This is a genomic window from Alcanivorax quisquiliarum, assembly GCF_023051175.1.
Classification (GTDB): domain Bacteria; phylum Pseudomonadota; class Gammaproteobacteria; order Pseudomonadales; family Alcanivoracaceae; genus Isoalcanivorax; species Isoalcanivorax quisquiliarum.
Genome location: NZ_JALKII010000002.1, coordinates 321796 through 345648, shown reverse-complemented (window position 1 = coordinate 345648; position 23853 = coordinate 321796). Strand labels below are relative to the sequence as shown.

The 23853-nt window shown below is 62.3% G+C and carries 21 protein-coding genes; 14 read left to right on the top strand and 7 right to left on the bottom strand.

What is annotated here, in order from left to right; translation table 11 throughout:
• Nucleotides 1–2: 2 nt before the first annotated feature.
• The 3 genes from MU846_RS14595 to slmA are packed head-to-tail and all read left to right on the top strand — an operon-like array spanning nt 3 to nt 4025.
• On the top strand, nt 3–2471 hold the full coding sequence (locus MU846_RS14595) for a phosphomannomutase/phosphoglucomutase (RefSeq protein ID WP_306799242.1): 2469 nt from the start codon (nt 3–5) through the stop codon (nt 2469–2471).
• A 12-nt stretch (nt 2472–2483) separates the two neighbouring features.
• Entirely contained in the window at nt 2484–3380 is an 897-nt protein-coding gene (gene argB / locus MU846_RS04555; RefSeq protein ID WP_246948934.1) for an acetylglutamate kinase, read from the top strand.
• A 48-nt stretch (nt 3381–3428) separates the two neighbouring features.
• Nucleotides 3429–4025, top strand: a complete 597-nt coding sequence (gene slmA / locus MU846_RS04550) for a nucleoid occlusion factor SlmA (protein WP_246948931.1) — start codon at nt 3429–3431, stop codon at nt 4023–4025.
• A 283-nt stretch (nt 4026–4308) separates the two neighbouring features.
• Here slmA and MU846_RS04545 read toward each other — a convergent pair whose 3' ends face one another.
• The 3 genes from MU846_RS04545 to rph are packed head-to-tail and all read right to left on the bottom strand — an operon-like array spanning nt 4309 to nt 6312.
• A complete protein-coding gene (locus tag MU846_RS04545) occupies nt 4309–4941 on the bottom strand; it encodes a hypothetical protein (protein WP_246948928.1) in 633 nt (210 codons plus the stop codon).
• A gap of 2 nt (nt 4942–4943) precedes the next feature.
• The gene (pyrE, locus tag MU846_RS04540) at nt 4944–5585 is read right to left on the bottom strand and encodes an orotate phosphoribosyltransferase (RefSeq protein ID WP_246948924.1); all 642 of its coding nucleotides are present in this window, start codon (nt 5583–5585) and stop codon (nt 4944–4946) included.
• A gap of 10 nt (nt 5586–5595) precedes the next feature.
• On the bottom strand, nt 5596–6312 hold the full coding sequence (rph, locus tag MU846_RS04535) for a ribonuclease PH (RefSeq protein ID WP_246948920.1): 717 nt from the start codon (nt 6310–6312) through the stop codon (nt 5596–5598).
• Nucleotides 6313–6456: 144 nt separating this feature from the next.
• Between rph and MU846_RS04530 the strand changes: the two genes are divergently transcribed.
• From MU846_RS04530 to MU846_RS04520, 3 genes are all read left to right on the top strand, one after another.
• A complete protein-coding gene (locus MU846_RS04530) occupies nt 6457–7320 on the top strand; it encodes a YicC/YloC family endoribonuclease (RefSeq protein ID WP_246950183.1) in 864 nt (287 codons plus the stop codon).
• A 363-nt stretch (nt 7321–7683) separates the two neighbouring features.
• A complete protein-coding gene (locus MU846_RS04525; protein ID WP_246948916.1) occupies nt 7684–8070 on the top strand; it encodes an MbcA/ParS/Xre antitoxin family protein in 387 nt (128 codons plus the stop codon).
• A complete protein-coding gene (locus MU846_RS04520; protein ID WP_246948914.1) occupies nt 8070–8768 on the top strand; it encodes an RES family NAD+ phosphorylase in 699 nt (232 codons plus the stop codon). Before MU846_RS04525 ends, MU846_RS04520 begins: the two co-directional genes overlap by 1 nt.
• 291 nt (nt 8769–9059) lie before the next feature.
• Here the strand turns inward: MU846_RS04520 and MU846_RS04515 are convergent, their stop codons facing one another.
• Nucleotides 9060–9890, bottom strand: coding sequence for an SAM-dependent methyltransferase (locus MU846_RS04515; protein ID WP_246948912.1), 831 nt, complete (start codon nt 9888–9890; stop codon nt 9060–9062).
• A 180-nt stretch (nt 9891–10070) separates the two neighbouring features.
• Here MU846_RS04515 and gmk point away from each other — a divergent pair, with 180 nt between their 5' ends.
• The 4 genes from gmk to ridA all read left to right on the top strand — a co-directional run bounded on the left by gmk (nt 10071) and on the right by ridA (nt 13739).
• The gene (gene gmk, locus MU846_RS04510) at nt 10071–10715 is read left to right on the top strand and encodes a guanylate kinase (RefSeq protein ID WP_246948910.1); all 645 of its coding nucleotides are present in this window, start codon (nt 10071–10073) and stop codon (nt 10713–10715) included.
• Between the two features lie 63 nt (nt 10716–10778).
• Nucleotides 10779–11042 (top strand): DNA-directed RNA polymerase subunit omega, encoded by a 264-nt coding sequence (gene rpoZ, locus MU846_RS04505; RefSeq protein WP_246948897.1) that lies wholly within the window; start codon nt 10779–10781, stop codon nt 11040–11042.
• 155 nt (nt 11043–11197) lie between these two features.
• Nucleotides 11198–13318, top strand: a complete 2121-nt coding sequence (spoT, locus tag MU846_RS04500) for a bifunctional GTP diphosphokinase/guanosine-3',5'-bis pyrophosphate 3'-pyrophosphohydrolase (protein WP_246948894.1) — start codon at nt 11198–11200, stop codon at nt 13316–13318.
• A 34-nt stretch (nt 13319–13352) separates the two neighbouring features.
• Nucleotides 13353–13739, top strand: coding sequence for a deaminase RidA (gene ridA, locus MU846_RS04495; protein ID WP_246948890.1), 387 nt, complete (start codon nt 13353–13355; stop codon nt 13737–13739).
• A gap of 5 nt (nt 13740–13744) precedes the next feature.
• On the opposite strand, the gene MU846_RS04490 is transcribed toward ridA, so the two are convergent.
• Nucleotides 13745–14575, bottom strand: a complete 831-nt coding sequence (locus tag MU846_RS04490) for an NAD-dependent epimerase/dehydratase family protein (RefSeq protein ID WP_246948889.1) — start codon at nt 14573–14575, stop codon at nt 13745–13747.
• Nucleotides 14576–14690: 115 nt separating this feature from the next.
• Here MU846_RS04490 and MU846_RS04485 point away from each other — a divergent pair, with 115 nt between their 5' ends.
• From MU846_RS04485 to MU846_RS04475, 3 genes are read left to right on the top strand one after another with little or no spacing between them, the layout of a single operon-like run.
• On the top strand, nt 14691–15593 hold the full coding sequence (locus tag MU846_RS04485) for a hydrogen peroxide-inducible genes activator (protein WP_246948888.1): 903 nt from the start codon (nt 14691–14693) through the stop codon (nt 15591–15593).
• Nucleotides 15590–17668 carry an ATP-dependent DNA helicase RecG gene (gene recG / locus MU846_RS04480; protein ID WP_246948887.1) on the top strand — a complete coding sequence of 693 codons (2079 nt, stop codon included), beginning with the start codon at nt 15590–15592 and terminating at the stop codon, nt 17666–17668. Before MU846_RS04485 ends, recG begins: the two co-directional genes overlap by 4 nt.
• A gap of 25 nt (nt 17669–17693) precedes the next feature.
• Nucleotides 17694–19157 carry an AsmA family protein gene (locus tag MU846_RS04475; RefSeq protein ID WP_246948886.1) on the top strand — a complete coding sequence of 488 codons (1464 nt, stop codon included), beginning with the start codon at nt 17694–17696 and terminating at the stop codon, nt 19155–19157.
• A gap of 163 nt (nt 19158–19320) precedes the next feature.
• On the opposite strand, the gene htpG is transcribed toward MU846_RS04475, so the two are convergent.
• Nucleotides 19321–21225 carry a molecular chaperone HtpG gene (gene htpG, locus MU846_RS04470; protein WP_246948885.1) on the bottom strand — a complete coding sequence of 635 codons (1905 nt, stop codon included), beginning with the start codon at nt 21223–21225 and terminating at the stop codon, nt 19321–19323.
• Nucleotides 21226–21493: 268 nt separating this feature from the next.
• Between htpG and MU846_RS04465 the strand changes: the two genes are divergently transcribed.
• Nucleotides 21494–22501: a DUF5924 family protein gene (locus tag MU846_RS04465; RefSeq protein ID WP_246948884.1), complete on the top strand. Its 1008-nt coding sequence runs from the start codon at nt 21494–21496 to the stop codon at nt 22499–22501.
• A gap of 39 nt (nt 22502–22540) precedes the next feature.
• On the opposite strand, the gene MU846_RS04460 is transcribed toward MU846_RS04465, so the two are convergent.
• The gene (locus MU846_RS04460; protein WP_246948880.1) at nt 22541–23689 is read right to left on the bottom strand and encodes an alkane 1-monooxygenase; all 1149 of its coding nucleotides are present in this window, start codon (nt 23687–23689) and stop codon (nt 22541–22543) included.
• Nucleotides 23690–23853 lie beyond the last annotated feature (164 nt).

The window sequence follows — 23853 nt, the reverse complement described above, 5'->3', positions numbered from 1 at the left end:
CGATGAGCAAGAAAACCAGGCTGGCGGATAACAAGCCGGGCACACCGGAGCGGCCAGCAAAACGGAAAAAGTCCCGATCTGCACAGCCGGCCAGCGGCCTCCAGCGCTTTATGCTGGCGAGCCTGCTCGCGCCTGTGGTGCTGGTGCTGGGCCTCGCGGCGGCATTGCACATGCTGCACACCGCCGAGCGCGAGCGCGCTGCCGATCAGGCCGCGCAGGCGCTGATCAGCCAGCCGGCGGCCGTGCTGAAGCTGGCCATCGAGCAGGGCCAGGCCAGCTTGCAGGCGCTGGCCGCAAGCCATGCGGTGCGTGAAGCTGTGGCGAGCGGACGCAGCCCGGAAATCGTGTCTCAGCAACTGAGCTCCCTGATTTCCGGCGGGCGCGTGCATCTTACTCATATCGGCGAATTGCCCCGGGCCTCGCTGTCATTCACCGCCCGCGATCTGATCCAGCAGGCCCGCGATGGTGAGCCGCAGCTGGCGCTGCTGCCCGGTGCCTCGCCACAATTGCTGCTGGCCCGGCGCACCCCGGATGGCAATGCGATTGTGCTGCTGGAGCAGGATTTCAGCCCGGTGGTGGCGGAGCTGCGCCGGCAGAATCTGCTCACTGGCGGCATCCGCATCATGCAGCGCGGCAGCCAGGCGCCGGTGTTGCAGATCGGCACGCCTGATGGCCCGCAGCGTGCCACGGCGGCCACCAGCGGTGGCCTGACCCTGAGCTATCACGGCACCCCCGGCGGCACGTTCGATGCGATGCTGATGCCGGCGCTGATGGCGCTGGCAGCGGTGCTGGTGCTGCTGTTGCTGGCCCAATGGCTGGTGCTGCGCGCCATTGGTGCGGCCATCGCTGGCGATGCGGCGCATCTGCGGCAGCACGCGCAGGAAGCCGGCCGCCTTGGCGCCGGCACCGGCCGGCGCTATCGCTTTGCCGCGCTGGAGCAGGTGCGCGATCAGCTGGATACGGTGGCCGGCACGCAGCAGGCGCAGCGTCCGGCCTCGGCGCCGGCGCCACGCGCTGCCGCGCCGGCTGATGCTTTCCTGGATATCCTGGTGGAAGAAGATGCCCTGCTGACGCGCAATACTGCGCCGCAGCCGCTGTCGTTACCGGCGGAGATTTTTCGCGCCAACGATATTCGCGGCGTGGTGGGCAAGACGCTGACTGCCGAAATGGTCGAGCTGCTGGGCCAGGCCATCGGCTCGCAAGCCGGCGATGCCGGCCAGCAGACGGTGATGGTGGCCCGCGATGGCCGCACCTCTTCCGAAGAGTTGGCCCAGGCGCTGATACGCGGGCTCACCCGCAGCGGCCGCGATGTACTGGATATCGGCGCGGTGCCGTCGCCGGTGCTGTATTACGGCCTTTCGGTGATGGATACGCAGACCGGCGTGGTGGTCACCGGCAGCCATAACCCCTCGGTGTATAACGGCCTGAAAATCACCATCGGCGGCGAAACCATCGCTGGCGATGCGCTGCTGGCATTGAAAGCACGTATCGAGGAAGACAGCCTCAGCGAAGGGCTGGGCGAGGTGTCTTCGCGGGATATCAACGAGCGCTACCTGCGCGCCGTGAGCGACGATATCGTGCTGGCCCGGCCACTCAAGGTGGTGGTGGATTGCGGCAACGGCATTGCCGGGGTGATCGCGCCACAACTGGTGGCCGAGCTGGGCTGCGAGGTGATCCCGCTGTTTGCCGAGGTGGATGGGCATTTCCCCAATCACCACCCCGACCCAGGCCGCCCGGAAAATCTGCACGCGCTGATCCAGGCGGTGAAAGAGCAGGGCGCTGATATCGGCATTGCCTTTGATGGCGATGGCGACCGCCTGGGCGTGGTAACGCCCGCCGGCGAGATCATCTGGCCGGACCGGCTGCTGATGCTGTACGCCAGGGATTTGCTGGCGCGCTCGCCAGGCGCCGATATCCTTTATGATGTGAAGTGCAGCCGCGAGCTGACCAAACTGGTCAGCCGCATGGGCGGCCGCCCGCAGATGGCGCCCTCCGGCCATGCGCGCATGAAGGCAGCCTTGCGTGAAACCGGCGCCGCGCTGGCGGGCGAACTCAGCGGGCACTTCTTTTTTGCCGACCGCTGGCACGGCGTGGAAGACGCGCTGTATGCTGCCGCCCGGCTGCTGGAGATTCTGGCGCTGGAATCCGCCGGTGCCGATGCGGTGTTTGCCCGCCTGAAAACCGGGCTGGCGACGCCGGAGCTGCTGATTCCTGCCAGCGATAGCGACAAGTTCGAGCTGGTGGAAAAACTGCTTGCCCGGCAAGCCGCCTTCAGCGAGGGCAGTATCAATACGCTGGACGGCCTGAGGGTGGAATTCGAGGATGGCTGGGGGCTGGTGCGCGCCTCCAATACCATGCCGGCGCTCAGCGCCCGCTTCGAGGGCCGCGACAAACCCGCGCTGCAACGCATCGCCGGGCTGTTCCGCGCTGAATTACAGGCCATTGAACCGAAACTGAAACTGCCTTTTTGATACGGAGACACCATGGACCAGCAACGGGCGGGCGAAACCGCGCGTATCCTGATCGAGGCACTACCTTATATCCAGCGCTTTTCCGGCACCACCGTGGTCATCAAATACGGTGGCAATGCGATGGAAAACGAAGCGCTGAAGAATTCGTTTGCGCGCGACATCGTGCTGATGAAAGCGGTGGGCATCCACCCGGTGATCGTGCACGGCGGCGGCCCGCAGATCGGTGATCTGCTCAACCGCCTCGGCAAGGAATCCCGCTTCGTGCAGGGGATGCGCGTGACCGATCAGGAAACCATGGATGTGGTGCAGATGGTGCTGGGTGGGCTGGTCAACAAGGAGATTGTGAGCCTGCTGAACCGCAACGGCGGCCGCGCCATCGGCCTGACCGGCAAGGACGGCGATCTGATCCGCGCTCGCAAGATGGTGCTCAAGGGCAACCAGGATGACCCGGCTCTTCAGGCGTCGGAAATCATTGATATCGGCCACGTAGGCGAGGTGGAGCACATCGACGTCAGCGTGCTGGAGATGGTCGTCAACAGCGGCTTCATCCCGGTGATCGCGCCTATTGGCGTGGATGAACAGGGGCTTTCCTACAACATCAACGCCGATCTGGTGGCCGGCAAGGTGGCCGAGGTGCTGCGCGCCGAAAAGCTGATGCTGCTGACCAATGTTTCCGGCCTGAAAGACAAGGAAGGCAACGTGCTCACCGGGCTGACGGCGCAGCGCGTGCAGGCGCTGATCGACGACGGCACCATCTACGGTGGCATGTTGCCCAAGATCGGCTGCGCGCTGGATGCCGTGCAAAACGACGTGCAAAGCGCGCATATCGTCGATGGCCGCGTGCCGCACGCCGTGTTGCTGGAGATTCTGACCGACCGGGGCATTGGCACGCTGATCACACGCTGTTGAGCCACGGGGGGTGGCAACGCAGGGGCAGGGCATGACAGGGGATAACGGATGAGCGAACAGAAACTCTCGCGCAAGGAACAGATTTTGCAGGCGCTGGCACACATGCTGGAAGCCGAACCCGGCGGCCGCATCACCACTGCGGGCCTGGCGCGGGAAGTGGGTGTGTCGGAAGCGGCGCTGTATCGGCACTTTCCCAGCAAGGCAAAGATGTTCGAAGGGCTGATCAACTTTGTGGAAGACACGGTGTTCAGCCGTGTGAACCGCATCTTGCAGGAAACGCCCGATGCCCGTGCGCAAGCGGAGCAGATCCTGACCCTCCTGCTGACCTTCACGGAGCGCAATCCAGGCATCACCCGGCTGCTCACAGGCGATGCCCTGGCCGGCGAGAACGAACGCCTGCGCCAGCGCATCGAGCAGTTTTTCGACCGGGTGGAAAGCCAGCTGCGCCAGCTGCTGCGCGATGCCGAATTCAAGCAGAACCTGCGCACCGTCATGCCTCCCGCAACCACTGCCAATTTGCTGCTGGCGGCCGCCGAAGGCCGCATTGCCCAGTTTGTGCGCTCGGGCTTTCGCCAGCTGCCCACCACCGGCTGGGCCGAGCAATGGCCCGTCCTCGTCGCGGGCCTGTTTCGCGACGCCGACTGACGGCCGCAGCAATACGCAGCTGCAACGACCCCGGCCCGGCCCACCCATGGGCTTGTGCGGGGCGGCTCTATCCAGCCCCATTTGATCCAAGGCCGCTTTTCGGCTGGAAATAATCACCTGAAAGGCCGTGTCGTCCAATAAACCGGCGGCGCGCTGCGAGCGCCCAGCTTCATGACCGAGGTGAGGACGGTGCGGCGTGAAATAACGAAGCGGGCCGGATTTTTGATTGGCATGGCGCCGATAATTAGCGCAGCCCAGGGCAGGGCAAGGCAGCGCAGAACGATCAGCGCACGATAACCCGCAGCCGCTCGATGATGGCCTCGAAAGAAGTGCGCACTTGCTCGATATCGCGCTCATATTGCGCGATATCTTGCTCAAGATCGCTGATCTGGCGGGTATAACGTTCGATCACCAGGTTGGTGTTCTCCGGCACCGGACGCCCGCTGCGCTCGATCTGTGCCGCATTGCTGATTTCCTGCGCTAGCCGTGCGCGGGTCTGGGAGATATTGCCGCGAGCGTAATCGATGTTCAGTTGCAGGGCGCTGATCTGCCTGTCGCGGGCACGCTCGGCATCTTCCGGCGCAGCATACATGCGCAGCAGCTCGGCATCGCGCCGGGCCTGCTCGGCCTCGCGCAGTGCCTGTTCCCGAGCAGCGCGCTGCGCCTGCGCCTCCTCGCCTGTCAAGGCGGGTGGCTCGCGGTGCAGCACCCGCCCCTGGCTGTCGATGATCTCGTAACCTGCCCGGACGCCTTCATCAGGCAGCATATGAGTCAGGACTGTGTTGCCCTGGGGATTCACGTAGCGGTAGACACCGCCAGGCGGCAGCGGACGAATGCCCGGAACAGTAGCACTGCATACCGCCGCCGATGCCGCCAGCGCGATGCTGAATACTACCCCCCGGGACAGTTTTCTCATGACTACTGCACGCCATATTGGCGGCGATAGGCTTGCATGGCCGCCAGTTGATCCTGTTGTTGTGTCTGGGCGAGATACTCGATGATCTCTGCCATTGAGACGATACTGTAAACCGGCACGCCAAGACTGTGTTCAACTTCCTGTATCGCCGACAAGTCGCCCTGGCCTTTTTCCTGCCGATCCAGCGCTACCACCACGCCTGCCATGCGCGCTTCGGTGCCGGCGAACAGCGCCGCCACCTCGCGGATGGCTGTGCCGGCGGTGATGACATCGTCGATCACCAGCGCCCGGCCCTGCAAGGGCGCCCCCACCAGCCAGCCGCCTTCGCCATGATCCTTGGCCTCCTTGCGGTTGAAGGCCCAGGGCACGTCGCGCCCGTGGTGCTCTGCCAGCGCCACAGCGACGGCGGCCACTAGCGGAATGCCCTTGTAAGCCGGGCCGAACAGCATGTCGAACTCGGCACCTGAGGCGACGATAGCGTCGGCATAACGCCGCCCCAGCTCCGCCAGCGCCCGCCCCGTATTGAAGGTGCCGGCATTGAAGAAATACGGGCTCACGCGGCCTGATTTGAGCGTGAACTCACCGAATTTCAGCGCCTCACGGCCCAGAGCAAATTCCAGAAACGCTTTCTGATATGCCTGCATGTTCTCTCCCTTACCAGCCCAGAGCCTTTTGCTGCAGAGCTATCAGCTCACGAATGCCCTGATCGGCCAGTGTCAGCAGGGCCTGCTGTTCCGCCATAGTGAACGGCTCCGCTTCTGCCGTCCCCTGGATCTCGACGAAACCGCCCTGCTGCGTCATGACCACGTTCATGTCTGTGTCGGCGCCAGAATCCTCGATGTAATCCAGATCCAGCACCGGGACGCCCTGGTACAACCCGACAGACACGGACGCCACCAGCCCCAGCAGAGGGTCTTCTTTCACTTTGCGAGCGTTGAGCAGGAAGGTGAGGGCATCCACCAACGCCACACAGGCGCCGGTGATCGCGGCGGTGCGGGTGCCGCCATCGGCCTGCAATACATCGCAGTCGATCAAGATGGTGTTCTCGCCCAGCTTTTTCATATCCACGGCGGCGCGCAGCGAACGGCCGATCAGGCGCTGGATTTCCAACGTGCGGCCGCCCTGCTTGCCACGGGCTGCTTCGCGCTGGTTCCGGGTGTTGGTGGCACGGGGCAACATGCCGTACTCGGCGGTGACCCAGCCTTTACCCTGGCCTTTCATGAAACGCGGCACGCCATCCTCCACCGAGGCGGTGCACAGCACCTTGGTGTTGCCAAACTCCACCAACACACTGCCTTCGGCATGCATGGTGTACTGGCGCGTGATGCGAATATCACGCAACTGATCCGGGGCACGGCCTGAGGGGCGCATTCGGTCTCCTTGATTTTTCGGGGGATTATCGGCGGCGGCAGTGTAACACAGCACACCCCCGGCACCGGTCATGTCAGCAAGCCATGACAGCAGCCGGCACAGCCCCTAGACTGTGCCTCTTTTGCGTTACGACGGAATTGAATGATGATCCAGAGCATGACCGCCTTCGCCCGCCGCGATACTCATGTGGCCGGCACCACCCTGGTGTGGGAGCTGAAATCCGTCAATCACCGCTACCTTGAAGTGACGCCACGGCTGCCAGAGGCGTTTCGCGAGCTGGACGGCCCCGTCCGCGAGCTGTGCCGCAAGCACCTCAATCGCGGCAAGGTGGAAGTGGGCTTGCGCTATCAGCTGGAAGGCGGCGATGTGCAGGTGGTGATCGATGAAGCGCTGGTGGCCCAGCTCAACGACGCGCTGGATCGCATTTCCCAGCAGATCGGCCCCGCCACCGCCGTGAACCCGGCGGATATCCTGCGGCTGCCTGGCGTCATGCAGACACAGGAAGCGGATTTCGCGCCACTGATGGCCCCGGCGCTGGCGCTGCTCGACGAAGCCCTGGCGACGCTGGTGGAAACCCGCGCTCGCGAAGGCGCTGCCTTGCGGCAACTGCTGGAAGATCGCCTCACTGGCGTGCTGGTGCAGGTGGCCCGCACCCGCGCCGCCCTGCCGCGCATTCAGGATGCCCTGCGCCAACGCCTGATCAAGCGGGTGGAAGAGGTGCTCGCCAACCCGGATCAAGATCGCCTGGAACAGGAACTCGTGCTACTGGCGCAGAAAATGGACGTTGCCGAAGAGCTCGACCGCCTGGAAGCCCACGTCACCGAAGTGCGCCGCGCCCTGGCCGAAGGCGGCCATGTGGGCCGGCGGCTGGATTTTCTGATGCAGGAGCTGAACCGCGAAGCGAATACCCTGGCGTCGAAATCTGTTGATACGGAAACCACGCAGGCGGCGGTGGAGTTGAAGGTGCTGATCGAGCAGATGCGGGAGCAGATTCAGAATATTGAATAACCAGGCTGACCGACGAGCGCCCGACGCGGTCTGAAAAAGCCGCCGAACAATATTCGAGCCGCGACACACTGTTTTCACAACCGACTACCGACCAACCCATCGCACTTCTCTGAGGCGCAGCTGCCTGTCCGGGCAGCTGACAGGGCTCCGAGCCCCCTTTTCGACCATCCACCACGAGGCTTCTGCGGCAGTAGCCGACGGCCCGGCAAACCCCGTGCGACTTCGCCTTTCGGGGTTCAAGCTCCTTATTCATCACATTGCTCACGGACGGGCCACGCCCACCCGGCGCTATTTGCCTTTGCTTCGCACCAAAACGTATAATTGCAACATATATAGCAGCCAAGCATACAGGAGCAGCTTTCCTTGGACTCTGCAGCCGCCCTCAACGACACCGATCGCAGCCGTATCAGCAAGATGCTGATGACGCTGTTCGAACACTGGAAACTCTCCACCAGTGAGCAGTTGAGCCTGCTGGGCCTGTCGAAGGAAAACCGCGCCGCATTGAGCAATTACCGCCAGGGGCGCCCCTTGGCCAACGACCGTGACAAGCTGGAGCGCGCAGGGATTCTGCTGGGAATTCACAAGTCGTTGCGGCTGCTGTTCCCGCACAATCCGGAGCTTGCCTATGGCTGGATGCAACAACCGAACCGGGCCTTTCACGGTTTGACGCCGGTGCAGCTGGTTGATCAACAGGGGATGATCGGCATGTACATGGTTCGCGCCTACCTTGATCGCCAGAGGGGCCAGTGATGACGATGGGTTCGCTTGATGGTGTGGGGCTGATCGAGGTTCGGCAGGATGTGTATCGCAACATCGTATCGCTGCGCGCCTCGCGTGATCTGTTTGATGATCTCAGCGACGATCCCGGCGACTGGCAGGCGGCGATACAGCTCGAGATAGCACACAAGCCGCCGCACTATCAATCGACCCAGCCATTGATCCATCGACCGTTCGAAGAGGCCGGATATCATTCGGCCGTTCGTTATCCATTTGATAACTGGTCACAAAGCCGCTACAGCCGCGGGTCGTTTGGTGTCTGGTACGGCGCGCCGGAGCTGGAGACCACCATCTACGAGACGGCGCACCATTGGCGCCACGGGCTACTGGCCGATGCGGGCTGGGCAGATATCGATGGTGTTTCAATCGAGCGCCGCGTGCATCAGGTGTATTGCCGAGCGGCACTCATCAATCTGCTGCCCTATACCGACCGCTGGCCAGCCCTGCGCTCGAATGACTACGGCCCATGTCAGGCGCTGGGCGAACGCCTGCACCGGGAGGGCCACCCTGGCCTGTGGGCACCGTCGGCACGCTGCGAGGGCATCGTCTCCGTGGCTTTCACGCCGAATATTCTGAGCGACCCGCGCACGAGCTGCTTTCTCACCTATACATTGCGGGCAGGCAAGGTGGCTGTAAGTCGCCAGCCCAATACCGTCTTCATGACGATTTAAAAGCAGCAGCCCGCCAACGGATAATGTCCGGAGCGCCACCGGCGTCGTACCGATGGGGTAGAGTTCCGTCGGTTCGGGATGCCAGGTTGCGGCGATAACTTAGCCTGGAAAACGAAAGGCTGCGGCGGTAACACCGCGCTCTTTTCGAGCTGTTTTCCCCACCGTTCGGGGCACGATAATTCGCTGCACGCTCTGCCAGGGCCGGCGGCGATGGCGACCCTCTGAGCGCCACTCTTACGGCGCTATACAGCGACTGTCCGGCAAGCTGTCACCGAACCGGGTTCCAAACCGTCAAGCCGGTTTCTCCGCAGCACTCGTCTGCTCGCTCTCACCCACCACACCCGGCCAGGCATCAGTGCGCAGCGCGATCGCCCCTTTCTGATGCTCACTGACCGCCGCCAGGTGGTCTTCACGCCAGTGGAACACCACGGATTCCGGCTCGTAGTCACCTTCGGCCTCGATGCCGAATTCCAGCAGATCGCCCCAGAGGAGGGCCGTGCTCAGGCGGCCGAGCTGGCCGTCGATCCAGACGCTGCCGCTCAGGCGCTGGTATTTCTGCTCCAGGCTGACGCAGTACAACCGGCCGTCCGGCGCTTCCCAGCACCAGGTGCCGGCCACCGGGGCGGGCACCACCCACAGGAACAGGGAGATATCGCGCAGGCGGGCGCGGCGATCGGGGCGCCAGTCGCCCATGTCAAAGGCGTGGGAGACGATGCGCGTGCCGGGGCGCAGCTCGGTGAGCAGGCGCGGGCGCAGATCAAGGTTGGCGGAGTGCAGCAGATACATGGTCACCACCGTGGCGCTGGAGAAGTCGACGGTGAACAGATCTTCCTCGATGAAACTGGTCTTGTGCTCCACGCCCATTTGCTGCGCATAGGCTTCGCTCAGCTTTACGCGGCTGGAATCGATCTCCACGCCAACGGCATGGGCGCCGTATTCGCGGGCGGCGGCGACGACGATGCGGCCGTCACCAGAACCAAGATCAAAGAGGGTGTCGGAGGCATCTACGCCGCCGAGTTCAAGCATGGCCTGCACGACACGCTCGTCGGTGGGCACGAACGGCACATCAAGTTCCATGCCGAGGTCATCGATGTGGTAACCGGAGGGCAAGTCGCTATACAAAGTAATTCCTGAGTAGAGAAGGGCTGCCCAGTATACCCTACCGCCCGGCAACTCTCGAAAACGGCGCCGTGAGGGCTTTTGACAGCGCCCGGCGATCAGGCGAAGATGCGCCGCAGCATGGCCCCACATGATGACGTGGCCGGCCGTTGCGCTCCCTGCCAGGTTGAACGAGTAACCGCAATGCATCCTGTTTCCCGTCGCGGCACCCTGTATATCGTTTCTGCGCCTTCCGGTGCCGGCAAAACCAGCCTGGTGGCGGCGCTGATCGAGAACATTCCGAACGTCTGCATCTCCGTATCGCATACCACCCGGCCGATGCGGCCCGGCGAGGAAGATGGCGTCAATTACCACTTTATTGATCGCGACACTTTTCTTGCGCATGTGAAGGAAAGCCGTTTTCTGGAGCATGCCGAGGTGTTCGGCAACCTGTACGGCACCTCGGAAGACTGGGTGGCGGAGCAGCTCGCCAAGGGCCTGGATGTGATTCTGGAGATCGACTGGCAGGGTGCGCAGCAGGTGCGCCGGCTGCGGCCGGATGCGGTGAGCATCTTCATTCTGCCGCCATCGCTGCCGGAGCTTGAGCGGCGCCTGCGCGGCCGCGGTCAGGATCACGATCAGGTGATTGCACGTCGGCTGGCGGGGGCGCAGGCCGAGATGGCTCATTACGGCGAGTACGATTATGTGGTGGTCAACGATACCTTCGTGCACGCGCTGGGCGATCTGGTGGCGATTCTGCATGCCTGCCGCCTGCGCCAGACGCGGCAGCGGGAGACGCTGGCGGCGACAATTGGCGAATTGTTGTCCAGCCCCCCTGTAAACGGGTAGAATCGCCCGTCCGGCGCCCTCCGAAGGGCGCGCATCGATTCAAGCATTTACTGAGGTAGCAAGATGGCCCGCGTCACCGTTGAAGATTGCCTGGAAAAACTCGACAACCGCTTCGAGCTGGTGCTGGTGGCCTCCAAACGCGCGCGGCAACTGCAGACTGGCGGCAAGGAGCCGCGTGTGGCCTGGGAAAACGACAAGCCCACGGTAGTGGCCCTGCGTGAGATTGCGGAAGGCTATGTGACCCGTGATTCGGTCGATAACGAGCTGGCTGATCGCAGCGGCGAGATCGACGAGCTGGCACTGCTGACCGACTCGTTCGGCGAATAATCCGCCCCAGGCGGGAGATTTTCCCGCCTTTTCAACCACTCACGGCAGGAACAGCGGGTTTCTGCCGTAGACAAAGCCGCACTTCAGTCTTAGGCTTGGGTGTAACTGTCCGTTACAACCCAGCGGCGCTGTACTGAAGCGATAAAGGCTCCCCTTTGCCCACCATCAATAACCTGGTCAAGCGGCTGAAAAGCTACCTGAGCGACGATCAGATCGAGCAGGTGGTGCGCGCCTACGAGTTCGCTGAACGGGCCCACGAAGGCCAGTACCGCCGCACCGGCGATCCGTATATCACTCATCCGGTGGCGGTGGCGAACATTCTTACCGATATGCACATGGATCATCAGAGCCTGATGGCGGCCATGCTGCACGATGTGATCGAAGATACCGGCGTCACCAAGGATCAGCTGGCCGAGCTGTTCAGCCCGGATGTGGCCGAGCTGGTGGATGGCGTCTCGAAGATTGCGCAGATCAAGTTCGAAACTCGCGCCGAGCAGCAGGCGGAAAACCTGCGCAAGATGATGCTCGCCATGACGCGGGATATCCGCGTGATCCTGGTGAAGCTCGCCGACCGGCTGCACAACATGCGCACGCTGCACTCGATGCCGCCGGAAAAGCGCAAGCGCATCGCAGCGGAGACGCTGGAAATCTATGCCCCGATTGCCAATCGGCTTGGCATGTACAACATGCGCGTGGAGTACGAAGACCTCGGCTTCAATGCTATTTATCCGATGCGTGCGCAGCTGATCGCCAAGGCCGTGAAAGCCGCTCGCGGGCATCGCAAGGAAATCCTGACGATGCTGAAAGCCAGCATCGAGCACTGCCTGGAAGAAGAGGGCATTCCGGCCCGCATTCTCGGCCGCGAGAAGCATCTTTACAGCATCTACATGAAGATGAAGGAGCAACAGAAGCCCTTCAACGAGATCATGGATGTTTATGGCTTTCGCATCATCGTCGATAAGGTCGATACCTGTTATCGGGTGCTGGGTTCGGTGCATAACTACTTCACGCCCATCCCCGGCCGCTTCAAGGATTACATCGCCATTCCCAAGGCAAACGGCTATCAAAGCCTGCACACCACGCTCAAGGGCCGCAGCGGCATCCCGCTGGAGATTCAGATTCGCACCGAAGAAATGGAAGCGATGGCCAACAACGGCATCGCGGCGCACTGGCTTTACAAGGCCGAAGATACCGGCAGCGATACGCCGATACATACCCGCGCCCAGGCGTGGATGGGCCGGTTGCTGGAAATGCAGCAGAAAGCCGGCAACTCGATGGAATTCATCGAGAACGTGAAGGTGGATCTGTTCCCCGACGAAGCCTATGTGTTCACGCCCAAGGGCGAGATCAAGGAGCTGCCGGTGGGCGCAACGCCGGTGGATTTTGCCTACGCGGTGCATACCAAGGTGGGCAATACCTGTGTGGCGGCACGCATCGACGGCCAGCTGGCGGCGCTCTCGACGCCGCTGGAATCCGGCCAGACGGTTCGTATTATCACCACTCCCAACGCAACGCCCAACCCCTCCTGGCTCAACTTCGTCGTTACCGGCAAGGCCCGCTCCAACATCCGTCATTTTCTCAAGCATCAGCGCCGCGAGGATTCCGTGCAGCTGGGCGAGCGCCTGCTGGAAAAAGCGCTGGCCGGCTACAACCTCACCATGAACGAGCTGCCGATCGAGCGTGTGGTAGCGGAGCTGGCCGCAAACGGCTATGGCTCGCTGGATGATCTGCTGGAGGATATCGGCCTGGGCAACCGGCTGGCGCCCCTGGTGGCACGCAAGCTGGTAGGCAACCGTGACGACGAGCGCCAGGATGCGGCAGACGACCGCAAGCCGCTGGCGATTCGCGGAACCGAAGGGCTGATGGTGTCGTATGCCAAATGTTGTTACCCGTTGCCAGGTGATTCCGTGGTGGGGCACCTCAGCGCCGGGCGGGGCATCGTGGTGCATCGCGATACCTGCAACAATTTGCTCAATGAAATGCGCAGCGGGCCGGAAAAGTGCCTGGCGCTGTACTGGGATCGGGATGTCGGGCAGGAGTTTTCTGCTGCCATCCGGGTCGAGCTGGTGAACAAGAAAGGCGTGCTGGCGACGCTGGCCACCACTTTCTCGGAGCTGGGTTCAAATATCGAAACCATCACCATGGCGGAAAAAGACGCCACGGTGTCGGTGATCAATGCCACTATTACCGTACGCGACCGGATTCACCTGGCGCGGCTTATCAAACGCCTGCGGAAACTGGAAAATGTCATCCGCATCAGCCGCCTGAGCGCCTGAGCGCACGGCACGCCCCCTTTACAGGAAACATCTCATGGCAAACCGCTCTACTATCCAGACCGATCAGGCCCCGGCGGCAATCGGCACCTATTCGCAGGCCATCAAAGTCGGTGGCACGGTGTATCTCAGCGGCCAGATTCCACTCGACCCGGACACCATGGAGTTGGTGCAGGGCGATATCAACGTGCACATCCGGCGCGTGCTGGATAATCTGGCGGCCGTCTGCGAAGCCGCTGGCGGCTCGTTGCAGAATATCGTGAAACTCAATATCTACCTGACCGATCTGAGCCACTTTGCCACGGTGAACGAGGTGATGGCAGAGTATTTCGAGCAGCCTTACCCCGCACGCGCTGCGGTGGGTGTGGCAGCGCTGCCGAAAGGCTCGACGGTCGAAATGGATGGCATCATGGAGATCGAATAACGGTGTTACGGCAGTGCATCCAGCAGTGCCTGATAGCCGCTGCGGTAATCCGGATGCTGTAATAGATACTCGCCTGCTTGCAGATATCGGCTGCGCACGGCACGGCCCGGTACCGGCTCATTGACCACCAGCCCCAAGGGCCGGCCAGTGCGCTCGCCCAGCCAGTTCAGCACTTCAAGATTGGCGACCGGGCAGCTATCGGTGCCAATCACCACTGGCGGCGGCGCATCGTTAGCCAGCCAGCACCAGCCCAACTGGTGCAGCAGCCCGATGCAGTCGGCACTGTGGATACGGTTCGTCAGGGCCGGCTCGGGCGGCGCCTCGCCCGCCGCAATCGCCGCTGCCTGCCGCAACAGCCGCAACCTTCCAGGCCCGTAGATACCGGAAAAGCGCACACTGGTGCCCAGGGTGCGCAATGACAGCTCCTCTTCTGCCGCCAGCAGCACCCGCCCATTGAAGCGCGCCGGGCGCGGCGGGGTCAGCTCATCCACCACGCCTGCCGCCTCGCCGTAGACCGCCGTGCTTGAGACAAACAGAACCGGTGGCAGCGGCTGGCGCTCGGCCAGCGCATCCAGCAGCCGCGCTGGTGCGGCCAGAAAGGCGCGCTGGTAAGCGGCCTCGTCACGGCCATCCGGGGTCAGGATGATATAGAGCAGATCCACCTGATCGGGCGGCAACAGCAGCGCGCCCTGCATCAGATCCTGCGGATAAAGATCCACCCCCGGCGGCGCCTCGTTGCGGCGCCGGATGGCACTGACGCGGTGGCCATCGGCCATCAGTGTCCGCGCCACGCCCGCCCCCAGATCGCCCAGGCCGGCTATCAGAATATGTGCCACGCTATACGTCCTGTGCGCTGCGCAGGGGCAGTGTGGTCGACCTTGCTCTGGCCCCTATTAATTCTTGATGATTCATAGCTAGACCTGATTGCCGTAGCCCGCTAACGTATAGGCCATGACACTAACAGAACTTCGCTATCTGGTCGCTCTGGCGCGCGAGAAACACTTCGGCCGTGCGGCTGACAGCTGCCGCGTCAGCCAGCCCACGCTCAGCGCCGCGATCCGCAAACTGGAAGAACATCTCGGCCTCAGCCTGTTCGAGCGCCGCCCCCGTGAGGTGCGCGTGACAGCCGATGCCGAACCGATCATCGCGCAGGCACAGCGCGTGCTGGAGCAAGTGGAGCTGCTGGAACAGCTGGCCGACACCCAGCGCGATCAGCTGGCCGGCCCGCTGCGCCTGGGCGCCATTTTCACGGTTGCTCCTTACCTGTTTCCCGTGCTGGTGCCGAAAGTGCGCCAGAATGCGCCGGGCATGCCACTGTTCATCGAAGAAAACTACACCCATGTGTTGCGCGGCAAGCTGGAGCGCGGCGAGCTGGATGCCATCATCGTGGCGCTGCCTTTCTCCGGTGGCGGGCTGGTGCGGGCGCGCATGTACGAGGAATCCTTCTCCGTGCTGCTGCCGGCCGGGCACCCGTGGGAGAAGCAGAAAACCATCCGGCCCGAGCAGTTACTGGACGAAAACCTGCTGTTGCTGGGTGAGGGCCATTGCTTCCGCGATCAGGTGCTGGAGCTTTGCCCGGCGATTGATTCGGAGAAACAGAAGCATCTGGTGCAGATCGAGGGCGGCTCACTGGAAACGCTGCGCCACATGGTGGCCGGCGGGCTGGGCATCACGATCCTGCCCGATTCCGCCTTGAACGGGCACGGTTACAACGCCGATGCGTTCAGCATCCGGCCATTCGTCAAACCTGCGCCGATGCGCACCATCGCGCTCGTCTGGCGGGACAGCTTCCCCCGGCCGAAAGCCATCGAAGTCGTGCGCCAGGCGGTGCCCAAGGAAGGCCTCGGCCATTGAGCGAGCTGACCGCGCGCGCCGTCGGCTCGCTGCGGGGTGTCGGCCCCCGCGCTGCGGAGCGGCTGGCCAGGCTGGGCATTCACACGGTGGAAGATTTGCTGTTCCACCTGCCTTTTCGTTATCAGGATCGCACTCGTATTGCTCCCATTGGCCGGCTGCGGCCCGAACAGCATGTGGTGGTAGAGGGGGAAATCCTTGCCGCTGATGTGCTGTTCGGCCGCCGGCGCAGCCTGCTGTGCAAGATCGGCGATGGCACCGGCATCATTGCGCTGCGTTTTTTCCATTTCAGCGCGGCCCAGAAAAACAATCTTGAACGCGGCCGGCGGATTCGTGTTTATGGCGAAGTGCGTGTCGGCGGCACCGGGCTGGAGTTCTTCCACCCCGAATACGAGCTTGCCACGGATGAAACACTCCCCCCGCTGGAACAAAGCCTGACGCCGGTCTACCCCACTACCGAGGGTATTCAGCAGCGCAGTATGCGGGCGCTCATGGAGCAGGCCATAGCTCTGCTCAACCAGCACCCGCCCCGCGATCTGCTGCCCGATGCGCTACTCAAGGAGCGGCAGCTGCCGAGCCTGCGCGACGCGCTGCTGACGTTGCACCAGCCGCACCCGACGGATGCGGTGGAGCAATTGCTCGGCGGGACGCACCCGGCTGTGCGGCGCCTGGTGGTGGAGGAAATGGCCGCGCACCAGCTTGGCATGTTGCAGCGCCGGGCCGGCCAGAAAGCGCATCGCTCTCCACCGCTGGCGGGCGGGCAATTGTTCGGGCGGCTTTGTGACGCATTGCCGTTCGCCCTGACCAGCGCACAGCAGCGCGTAATCGATGAAATCGCCGCTGATCTGGCCCAGCCGTCGCCCATGCTGCGGCTGGTGCAAGGCGATGTGGGCTCAGGCAAAACGCTGGTGGCGGCAGCCGCCGCGCTGGCTGCGATAGAGTCGGGTTATCAGGTGGCATTGATGGCCCCCACGGAGCTGCTGGCAGAACAGCATCTGGCCAGCTTTCGCCGCTGGCTGACGCCGCTGGGCATCGACGTGCTGTGGCTCTCCGGCAGCCTGGGGCAAAAGGCCCGCCGCGAGGCGCTGGAGCAGCTTGCCAACGGTCAGGCAGACATGATTGTCGGCACCCACGCGCTGTTTCAGGAGGCCGTGCAATTTCATCGTCTCGGGCTCACGATTATCGACGAGCAACATCGTTTCGGGGTGCACCAGCGCCTGGCGCTGCGTGAAAAAGGCCGGCAGGACGAGCAGATGCCGCACCAGCTGGTGCTGACGGCCACGCCCATTCCGCGCACGCTGGCGATGAGTGTTTACGGCGATCTGGATACCTCGGTGATCGACGAGCTGCCGCCGGGGCGCGAACCCATCGACACGCTGGCGCTGCCGGCGGCAAGCCGCCGCGCTGATGTGATACAGCGCGTGCATGCCGCCGCCGCACGGGGCACGCAAGCTTACTGGGTGTGCACACTGATCGAGGAATCGGATGCCTTGCAGGCGCAGGCTGCCGAAGCCACCTGGCAGGATCTGCAAGCTGCGTTGCCGGATTTGCGTATCGAGCTGGTGCATGGCCGCATGAAACCGGCCGAAAAAGCCGCCGCCATGGCACGCTTTGCGCAAGGTGAGGCACAGTTGCTGGTCGCCACCACTGTGATCGAAGTGGGCGTGGACGTGCCCAACGCCACCCTGATGGTGATCGAGAACGCGGAGCGTCTGGGGCTGTCGCAATTGCATCAGCTGCGCGGCCGCGTCGGCCGTGGCGGTGGCAAAAGTTATTGTGTCTTGCTGTATCAGACGCCGCTGTCACACACTGCGAAGCGCCGGCTGTCCGTGATGCGGGAAACTTGCGACGGCTTTCGCATTGCCGAAGAGGATTTGCGCCTGCGCGGCCCCGGCGAGTGGCTCGGCACGCGGCAAACCGGCGAGCTGGCGTTTCGCATTGCCGATCTGATGCGTGATGAAGCCATGATGGCGCCGGCCCGCGACATGGCGGAACAACTGCTGGCGGCTTATCCCGACAATGCTCAGGCGCTGGTGCGCCGCTGGCTCAAGGGCGCAGAGGGCTACGCTGACGTCTGAGGCCGGACGACACAGGAGAACGCACATGGATGGGCGACGCATGGGCACGCTTGCCGCTTTCGCGGCGCTTTCAATCGCCACGCTGCTGATACTCGCACTGCTGGCCACCGCAGCCCTGACATTTCTGCAAGGCGACCAATATCGCGAACGCTTCGAGGGCCTCGTTTCCGAACAGCTCAATGCCGAGCTGCATCTCGACGGCTCGCTCTCGTTGCAGCTGCTGCCGCGCCCCGGGGTGATAGCGACCGATCTGGTACTGAAGCAAAACGGCAACGATATCGGCCACGCCGAACAAGTGCGCATCGAGCTGAGCTGGCGCAGCCTGTTGCGGCGCCAGCTCATCGTCGAGCGCGTGCATCTGCAAGCGCCGCATCTGGCCCTGCAACGGGCCCAGGATGGCTCGCTGAATTTGCACATGCGTCAGCAGGACGAGGCCGGCGCCGTGGATGAGAACATGGCCAGCGCCACGGACGTGAGCGTGGGCCAGCTGCGGATCGAAGATGGCCATCTTGAGTTGACACAACAGAGCCGCAGCGGCAGCCATTCACTGGCATTGGAAGAGGCTGCCCTGACTTTGAAACATTTTCGTATTACTGCCGGCGATGCACCGCTGCCGCAGCGGCTGGCATTCAATGGTGAGTTGTCCGCCGCACGCCTGCGCGTGAATCAACAGGCGATCACCAATCTCCAGGCCACACTTGACGCCGGCGAAGGGCAGCCCGCCGTGATCGCCGTAGCCGGCACCTTGTTCGATGGCCAGCTCGACGGTGAGCTGACAGCGGATTACACCGGTAACACGCCTTCGCTGCACGCAGACTTTACAGTGTCCCGCTTGGCGCTCCAGACATTCTTGCGCCAGCTTGTGCCCGATCTGAACGCCGCAGGCGAACTGGACTTCACAGCGCAATTAAGCAGCGAGCCAAACAGCCACGGCGGCTGGCACACGTTGGAAGGCCAGCTCACGCTGCGAGGCGAGCAGCTACATCTTCACGGCCTGGATATTGATGCCGAGCTGGCGCGCTACCAAAGCACCCAACGATTCAATCTGGTGGACCTCGGCGCGCTGGTATTCGCCGGCCCCGCCGGCATTGCCGCCACCAAAGGCGCGGGCTTTGCCCGCTTGCTTGATCGCTCCGGCGGCGAAACCGTGATCCAGCAACTGATTTCGCGCTGGAGCATCTCGCAAGGCATCGCCCGGGCGGAGGACGTTGCACTGGCGACCGAACACAATCGGCTGGTGTTGCTGGGCGAGCTTGATCTTCACCAGCGCCAGTTCAGGGGTAGCGAAGTGGCGGTAGTGGATCCTCAGGGCTGTGCGATCATTCGCCAGGCCATCAGCGGCACCTTTGCCGAGCCGGAGATAGAAGCCGTGAACTACGTCAAGGCGCTGCTCGGCGCGCCACTGGATCTGCTCCGTCAGGGATTGTCGCTGGTTGATATCAAACAGCCATGCGAGCCGGTTTATCAAGGCAGCATTGCCAGCCCCTGATCCAGCTCCCGACAGACTCCTGCACGCCAGACTCTATCTGGCAGGCAATTCCAGCTCCTCGCCTGCCACGGCCCTGCACCCCCTACTTCTATTGCCCGGTTCCCGTTGCCCGCCCTCTTTCGCCGCCAACCGGGGCGGCAAAAGAAGGCGGGGCAGTTATGCCTTACGCACTCAGCTCCAGCAACAGCTTGTTGATGCGCTGCACATACGCCGCAGCATCTTGCAGGCTGTCACCACCGGCCAGCCGGGCCTGCTCGTAGATCACCATGACCAGATCACGTGTCCGTGCGTCAGTGGGTGCTTCGTTCATGCGCTGCACCAGCGGGTGTTCCGGGTTGATCTCCAGAATGGGCTTGCTTGCCGGCAGCTCCTGGCCAGCAGCTTCCAGAATACGCCGCATCTGCGCGCCGATATCATGCTCGGCCACCACCAGGCACGCTGGTGAATCTGTCAGCCGGTGGCTGGTGCGCACGGATTCCACATCAGCTGCCAGAATTTTTGCGATCTCTTCTGTCAGGGCGGTGTACTGCTTGTCGGTTTCTTCGTGCGCCTTTTTCTCGGCCTCGTCTTCCAGCTCGCCCAGATCCAGCGCGCCTCGGGCCACGTCTTGCAGGGGCTTGCCGTCAAACTCGCTCAAATGGCTCATCAGCCATTCATCTATGCGATCCGACAGCAGCAGCACTTCGATGCCTTTCTTGCGGAATACTTCCAGGTGAGGGCTGCCGGCTGCGTTGCGGTGGCTATCGGCAACCACATAGTAAATCGCTGTCTGGCCTTCTTTCATGCGAGCAACATAATCGGCCAGGCTCACTGTCTGCGCTTCGTCACCTGTGTGCGTAGTTGCAAAACGCAGCAGCTTGGCCACGGCTTCCCGATTGGCAAAATCTTCCGCCGGGCCTTCCTTGAGGACGGCGCCGAACTCTTTCCAGAACACTGCATATTTTTCCTCGTCGGCGGAGAGCTTTTCCAATATGCCCAGGGAGCGCTTGGTAAGTGCCGCTTTCAAGGACGCGACGGTGCGATCATTCTGAAGAATCTCGCGGGAGACATTCAATGACAGATCGTTGGTGTCGATCACACCTTTCATGAAACGCAGGTACAGCGGCAAGAACTGCTCCGCATCATCCATGATGAACACTCGCTGCACATACAGCTTCAACCCCCGTGGCGCCTCGCGCTGGTACAGATCAAACGGCGCCTTGGACGGCAAATAAAGCAGCGAGGTGTAATCAAGCTTGCCCTCTACACGGTTGTGGCTCCAGCTCAGCGCATCGCTGAAATCGTGCGACAGATGCTTGTAGAAATCCTGATACTCCTCGTCACTGATGTCGGATTTACTACGCGTCCACAGTGCCGTGGCGGCATTGATCTGCTCTAGCTCGGGCTGCTTCGGCTCCTCGCCTTCTTCAGCGGGTGCCGGCTCACCCAGCATCATCACCGGGATCGCCACATGGTCGCTGTATTTGCGTACCAGCGACTTCAGCCGCCAGCTGTCGAGAAACTCCTTTTCATCATCGCGCAGGTGCAGCACGATGCGGGTACCACGCTGGGGCAGCTCCAGGGTGCCAAGCTCGAACTCGCCATCGCCTTCGCTGGCCCAGTACACGCCTTCGCTGGCCGCGGCGCCGGCCTTGCGTGTAAACACCTCGACCCGGTTGGCAACGATAAAGGCACTGTAGAAACCCACGCCGAATTGCCCGATCAGCCTGGAGTCTTTTTTCTGATCGCCGCTGAGCTGCTTGAGAAACTCTGCGGTGCCGGAGCGGGCGATGGTGCCCAGGTTCGCCACCACGTCGTCGCGGCTCATGCCGATGCCGTTATCGCGGATGGTCAGCGTGCCGGCCTCGTGGTCTGGTTCTATCCAGATCCGCAGCTCGCCATCGCCCTCGAACAGGTCGTTATCCTGTAGCGCCAGAAAAGAAAGCTTGTCGGCGGCGTCCGAGGCATTGGAGATCAGCTCCCGCAGAAAAATCTCCTTGTTGGAATAGAGCGAATGCACCATCAGGTGCAGTAGCTGCTTGACCTCGGTCTGAAATTCTCGTTTTTCGGTATGAGCCATCTCAGCCATGATGATGCAGACCCCTCTTCGTTTCGGTGTGACAGATGCGGGGGAGATGGGGGGTTTACCGTATCTTTCAAGGGGCTGAGGTGGGCTGCAGGCTGTTCTGGCCGGGCGCTTTTTGCTTGCCGCGCCAGGTGCCGTATCAAAGTTTGTAAACGCAGCTGCGCGGGCAACCTCGCCGGCGGTATGATCCGGGGCTTTCCCGGTTTTTCCGGCTTTAGTGTTTCGCCCATCTTTCCGTCCAACCCGCCTTTACCCGCACAGGTGCCAGTGCATGCTGCAACTGCAAAACCTGCTCCAGTATCTGTTCAATCTGGTACGGCGCCACCCCAGACTGGTCGCGCTGTTCGGTTTCATTTCGGGCGCGGCCAGCCTGTTCCTGGTCGAGCGCAAGGAAAGCCTGGCGCAGTTTATCGCCATCGGCATGCTGGCCAGCTGGCTCTGGCTGACGCTGGAGAATGTGTTGCGCCGAGGGATCGCAGCACGCTTTGGCATAGCGCTGCCGCCACCGTTATTGCATTTCGTCACGCAAATGGTGCACCAGGAAAGCCTGTTCTTCGTGCTGCCGTTCTTTCTGGTCGCCACCACCTGGGCCAGCGGCCAGGCCGCGTTCACCACGCTGCTGATGCTGGCCGCGCTGATCTCGCTGATCGATCCGCTTTATTACCGCTGGCTGGCGCGCCGCCGCTGGCTGTATCTGGCATTTCATTCGCTGACGCTGTTTGCGGTGCTGCTTGTGGCACTGCCAATCCTGCTGCGCTTGACCACCGGCGAGAGCTATCGTCTGGCGACTATTGCTACCGCCATCCTGTCGTTTCCCAGCCTGTCGCAGACCGTGCCGCTTGGCCGCTGGTGGCGCGTGCCGATACTGGTAGCGCTCATGCTGGCTCTGGGCGCGCTGGTGTATGTGCTGCACCGCGCCATTCCTCCCGCCACCCTGCGGCTTGCCGAGACCGCCATCACCCGGCAGGTCGTCAACCGCGAACCGGGGCCGTCTCTGAGCACGGTAAGCGACGCTGCGCTACGCAGCGAGGGCCTGATCGCTTACACCGCCATCCGTGCACCCCGGGGCCTGCACGAGCGGATCTACCATCTTTGGGTGCATGAGGGCGAGGTGGTGGATCGTATCCCGCTGGAAATCGACGGCGGCCGCGAGCAGGGCTACCGGGCCTGGAGCCGCAAACAGCAGTTCCCGTCCGACGCCATCGGCGTCTGGCAAATCAAGGTCGTTACGGAAGGTGGCCAGCTTGTCGGCGTGCTGCGCTTCCGGGTAGGGGAGTAATTACCCGGAAGCGCCTCGCAAATGCAGCGCACATCGTGCTCAGGCGATATTGTTGACTCGCTTGCCAGTGCGGAACAGCTGATCCATCTCGCCTTCGTAATACGCCTCCACACGCGGATTGATAATCTTTTTCCACAGTGGCGGGATCAGCGCCAGCACATACATGCTGGCATAGCCGCCCGGCAGCTGCGGGCTTTCATCATAGTGGCGCAGCACCTGATAACGGCGCTTGGCATAGGCGTGATGATCGCTGTGCCGCTGTAGCTGGAACAGTGCCAGGTTGGTGAGAAAGTAATTGGAATTCCAGCTATGCGCAGGGGTGACCCGTTCGTACTTGCCGTTTTCCAGCACCCGGCGGTGCAGACCGTAGTGCTCGATGTAGTTGATCACCTCCAGCGTCAGTGCCGCCACCAGCCCCTGGGCAAAGAAGAACAGCACGCCCGGCCAGCCGAACAGCAGCCAGAACGCAACCGCCAGCCCGGCCGAGATCGCATACCACCAGATCAGCTCATTGTGCCAGCTGACCACCGGCTTGCCCCGGCGCCGCAGGTGCTGCGCCTGCAAGCGCCACGCATTGACGAAATTGCGCGGCAGCGCGTGCAGCAGAAAATGGTACACGCCCTGATTGTATCGAGCGGAGGATGCATCTTCCGGGGTCGAGACGGTGACATGGTGCCCGCGCACATGCTCCACCTTGAAGCCGGCATAGGTGACACTGGCCAGCAACAGGCCACCCGCCCAGTTTTCGATTTTCGGGTCTTTATGCACCAGCTCATGGCCGAGGTTTATGGCGATAACGCCGCCGACAGTGCCTATGGAAACTATCCAGCCGAGCATCCCGAACCAGCTGTAATCATTGTTGACGAATACCCAGCCACTGTAGAACAGCACCGCAAGCCAGATCGGCACCATCAGCAACGTGATGGCGCGGTAGGTCAGCTCGCTGCTCATGGCAGGCACTTCCACCTCTTCATTCGGGTTCGACGGATCTTTGCCGATGATATAATCCAGTATCGGCACCACACCGAAAATAACGATATAAATCAGCCAGGCCCAATAATCCTGTGTGCCGCTTTCTCGGCCCATGTAAACCGACATCGGCAGGATCGGCAGCACCATCAGCCAGAACAGCAGATAACCCCATTTTTTCAATTTGAGCACCCTTCCCGGGTCGACACGGCGCAACATAAGCCACCTCCATCGCTCACGCTTTATTATTTTTACATCGGACACTGTAACTCTTACGATATTAGCACTCTCCAAGGAGTAAACCGCCCCTTCATAAAAGGCCACGAAACCCGAATACTGTCCGGATTCGCCTGTGCAGGCATCCCTTACAGCCACAGACCGAG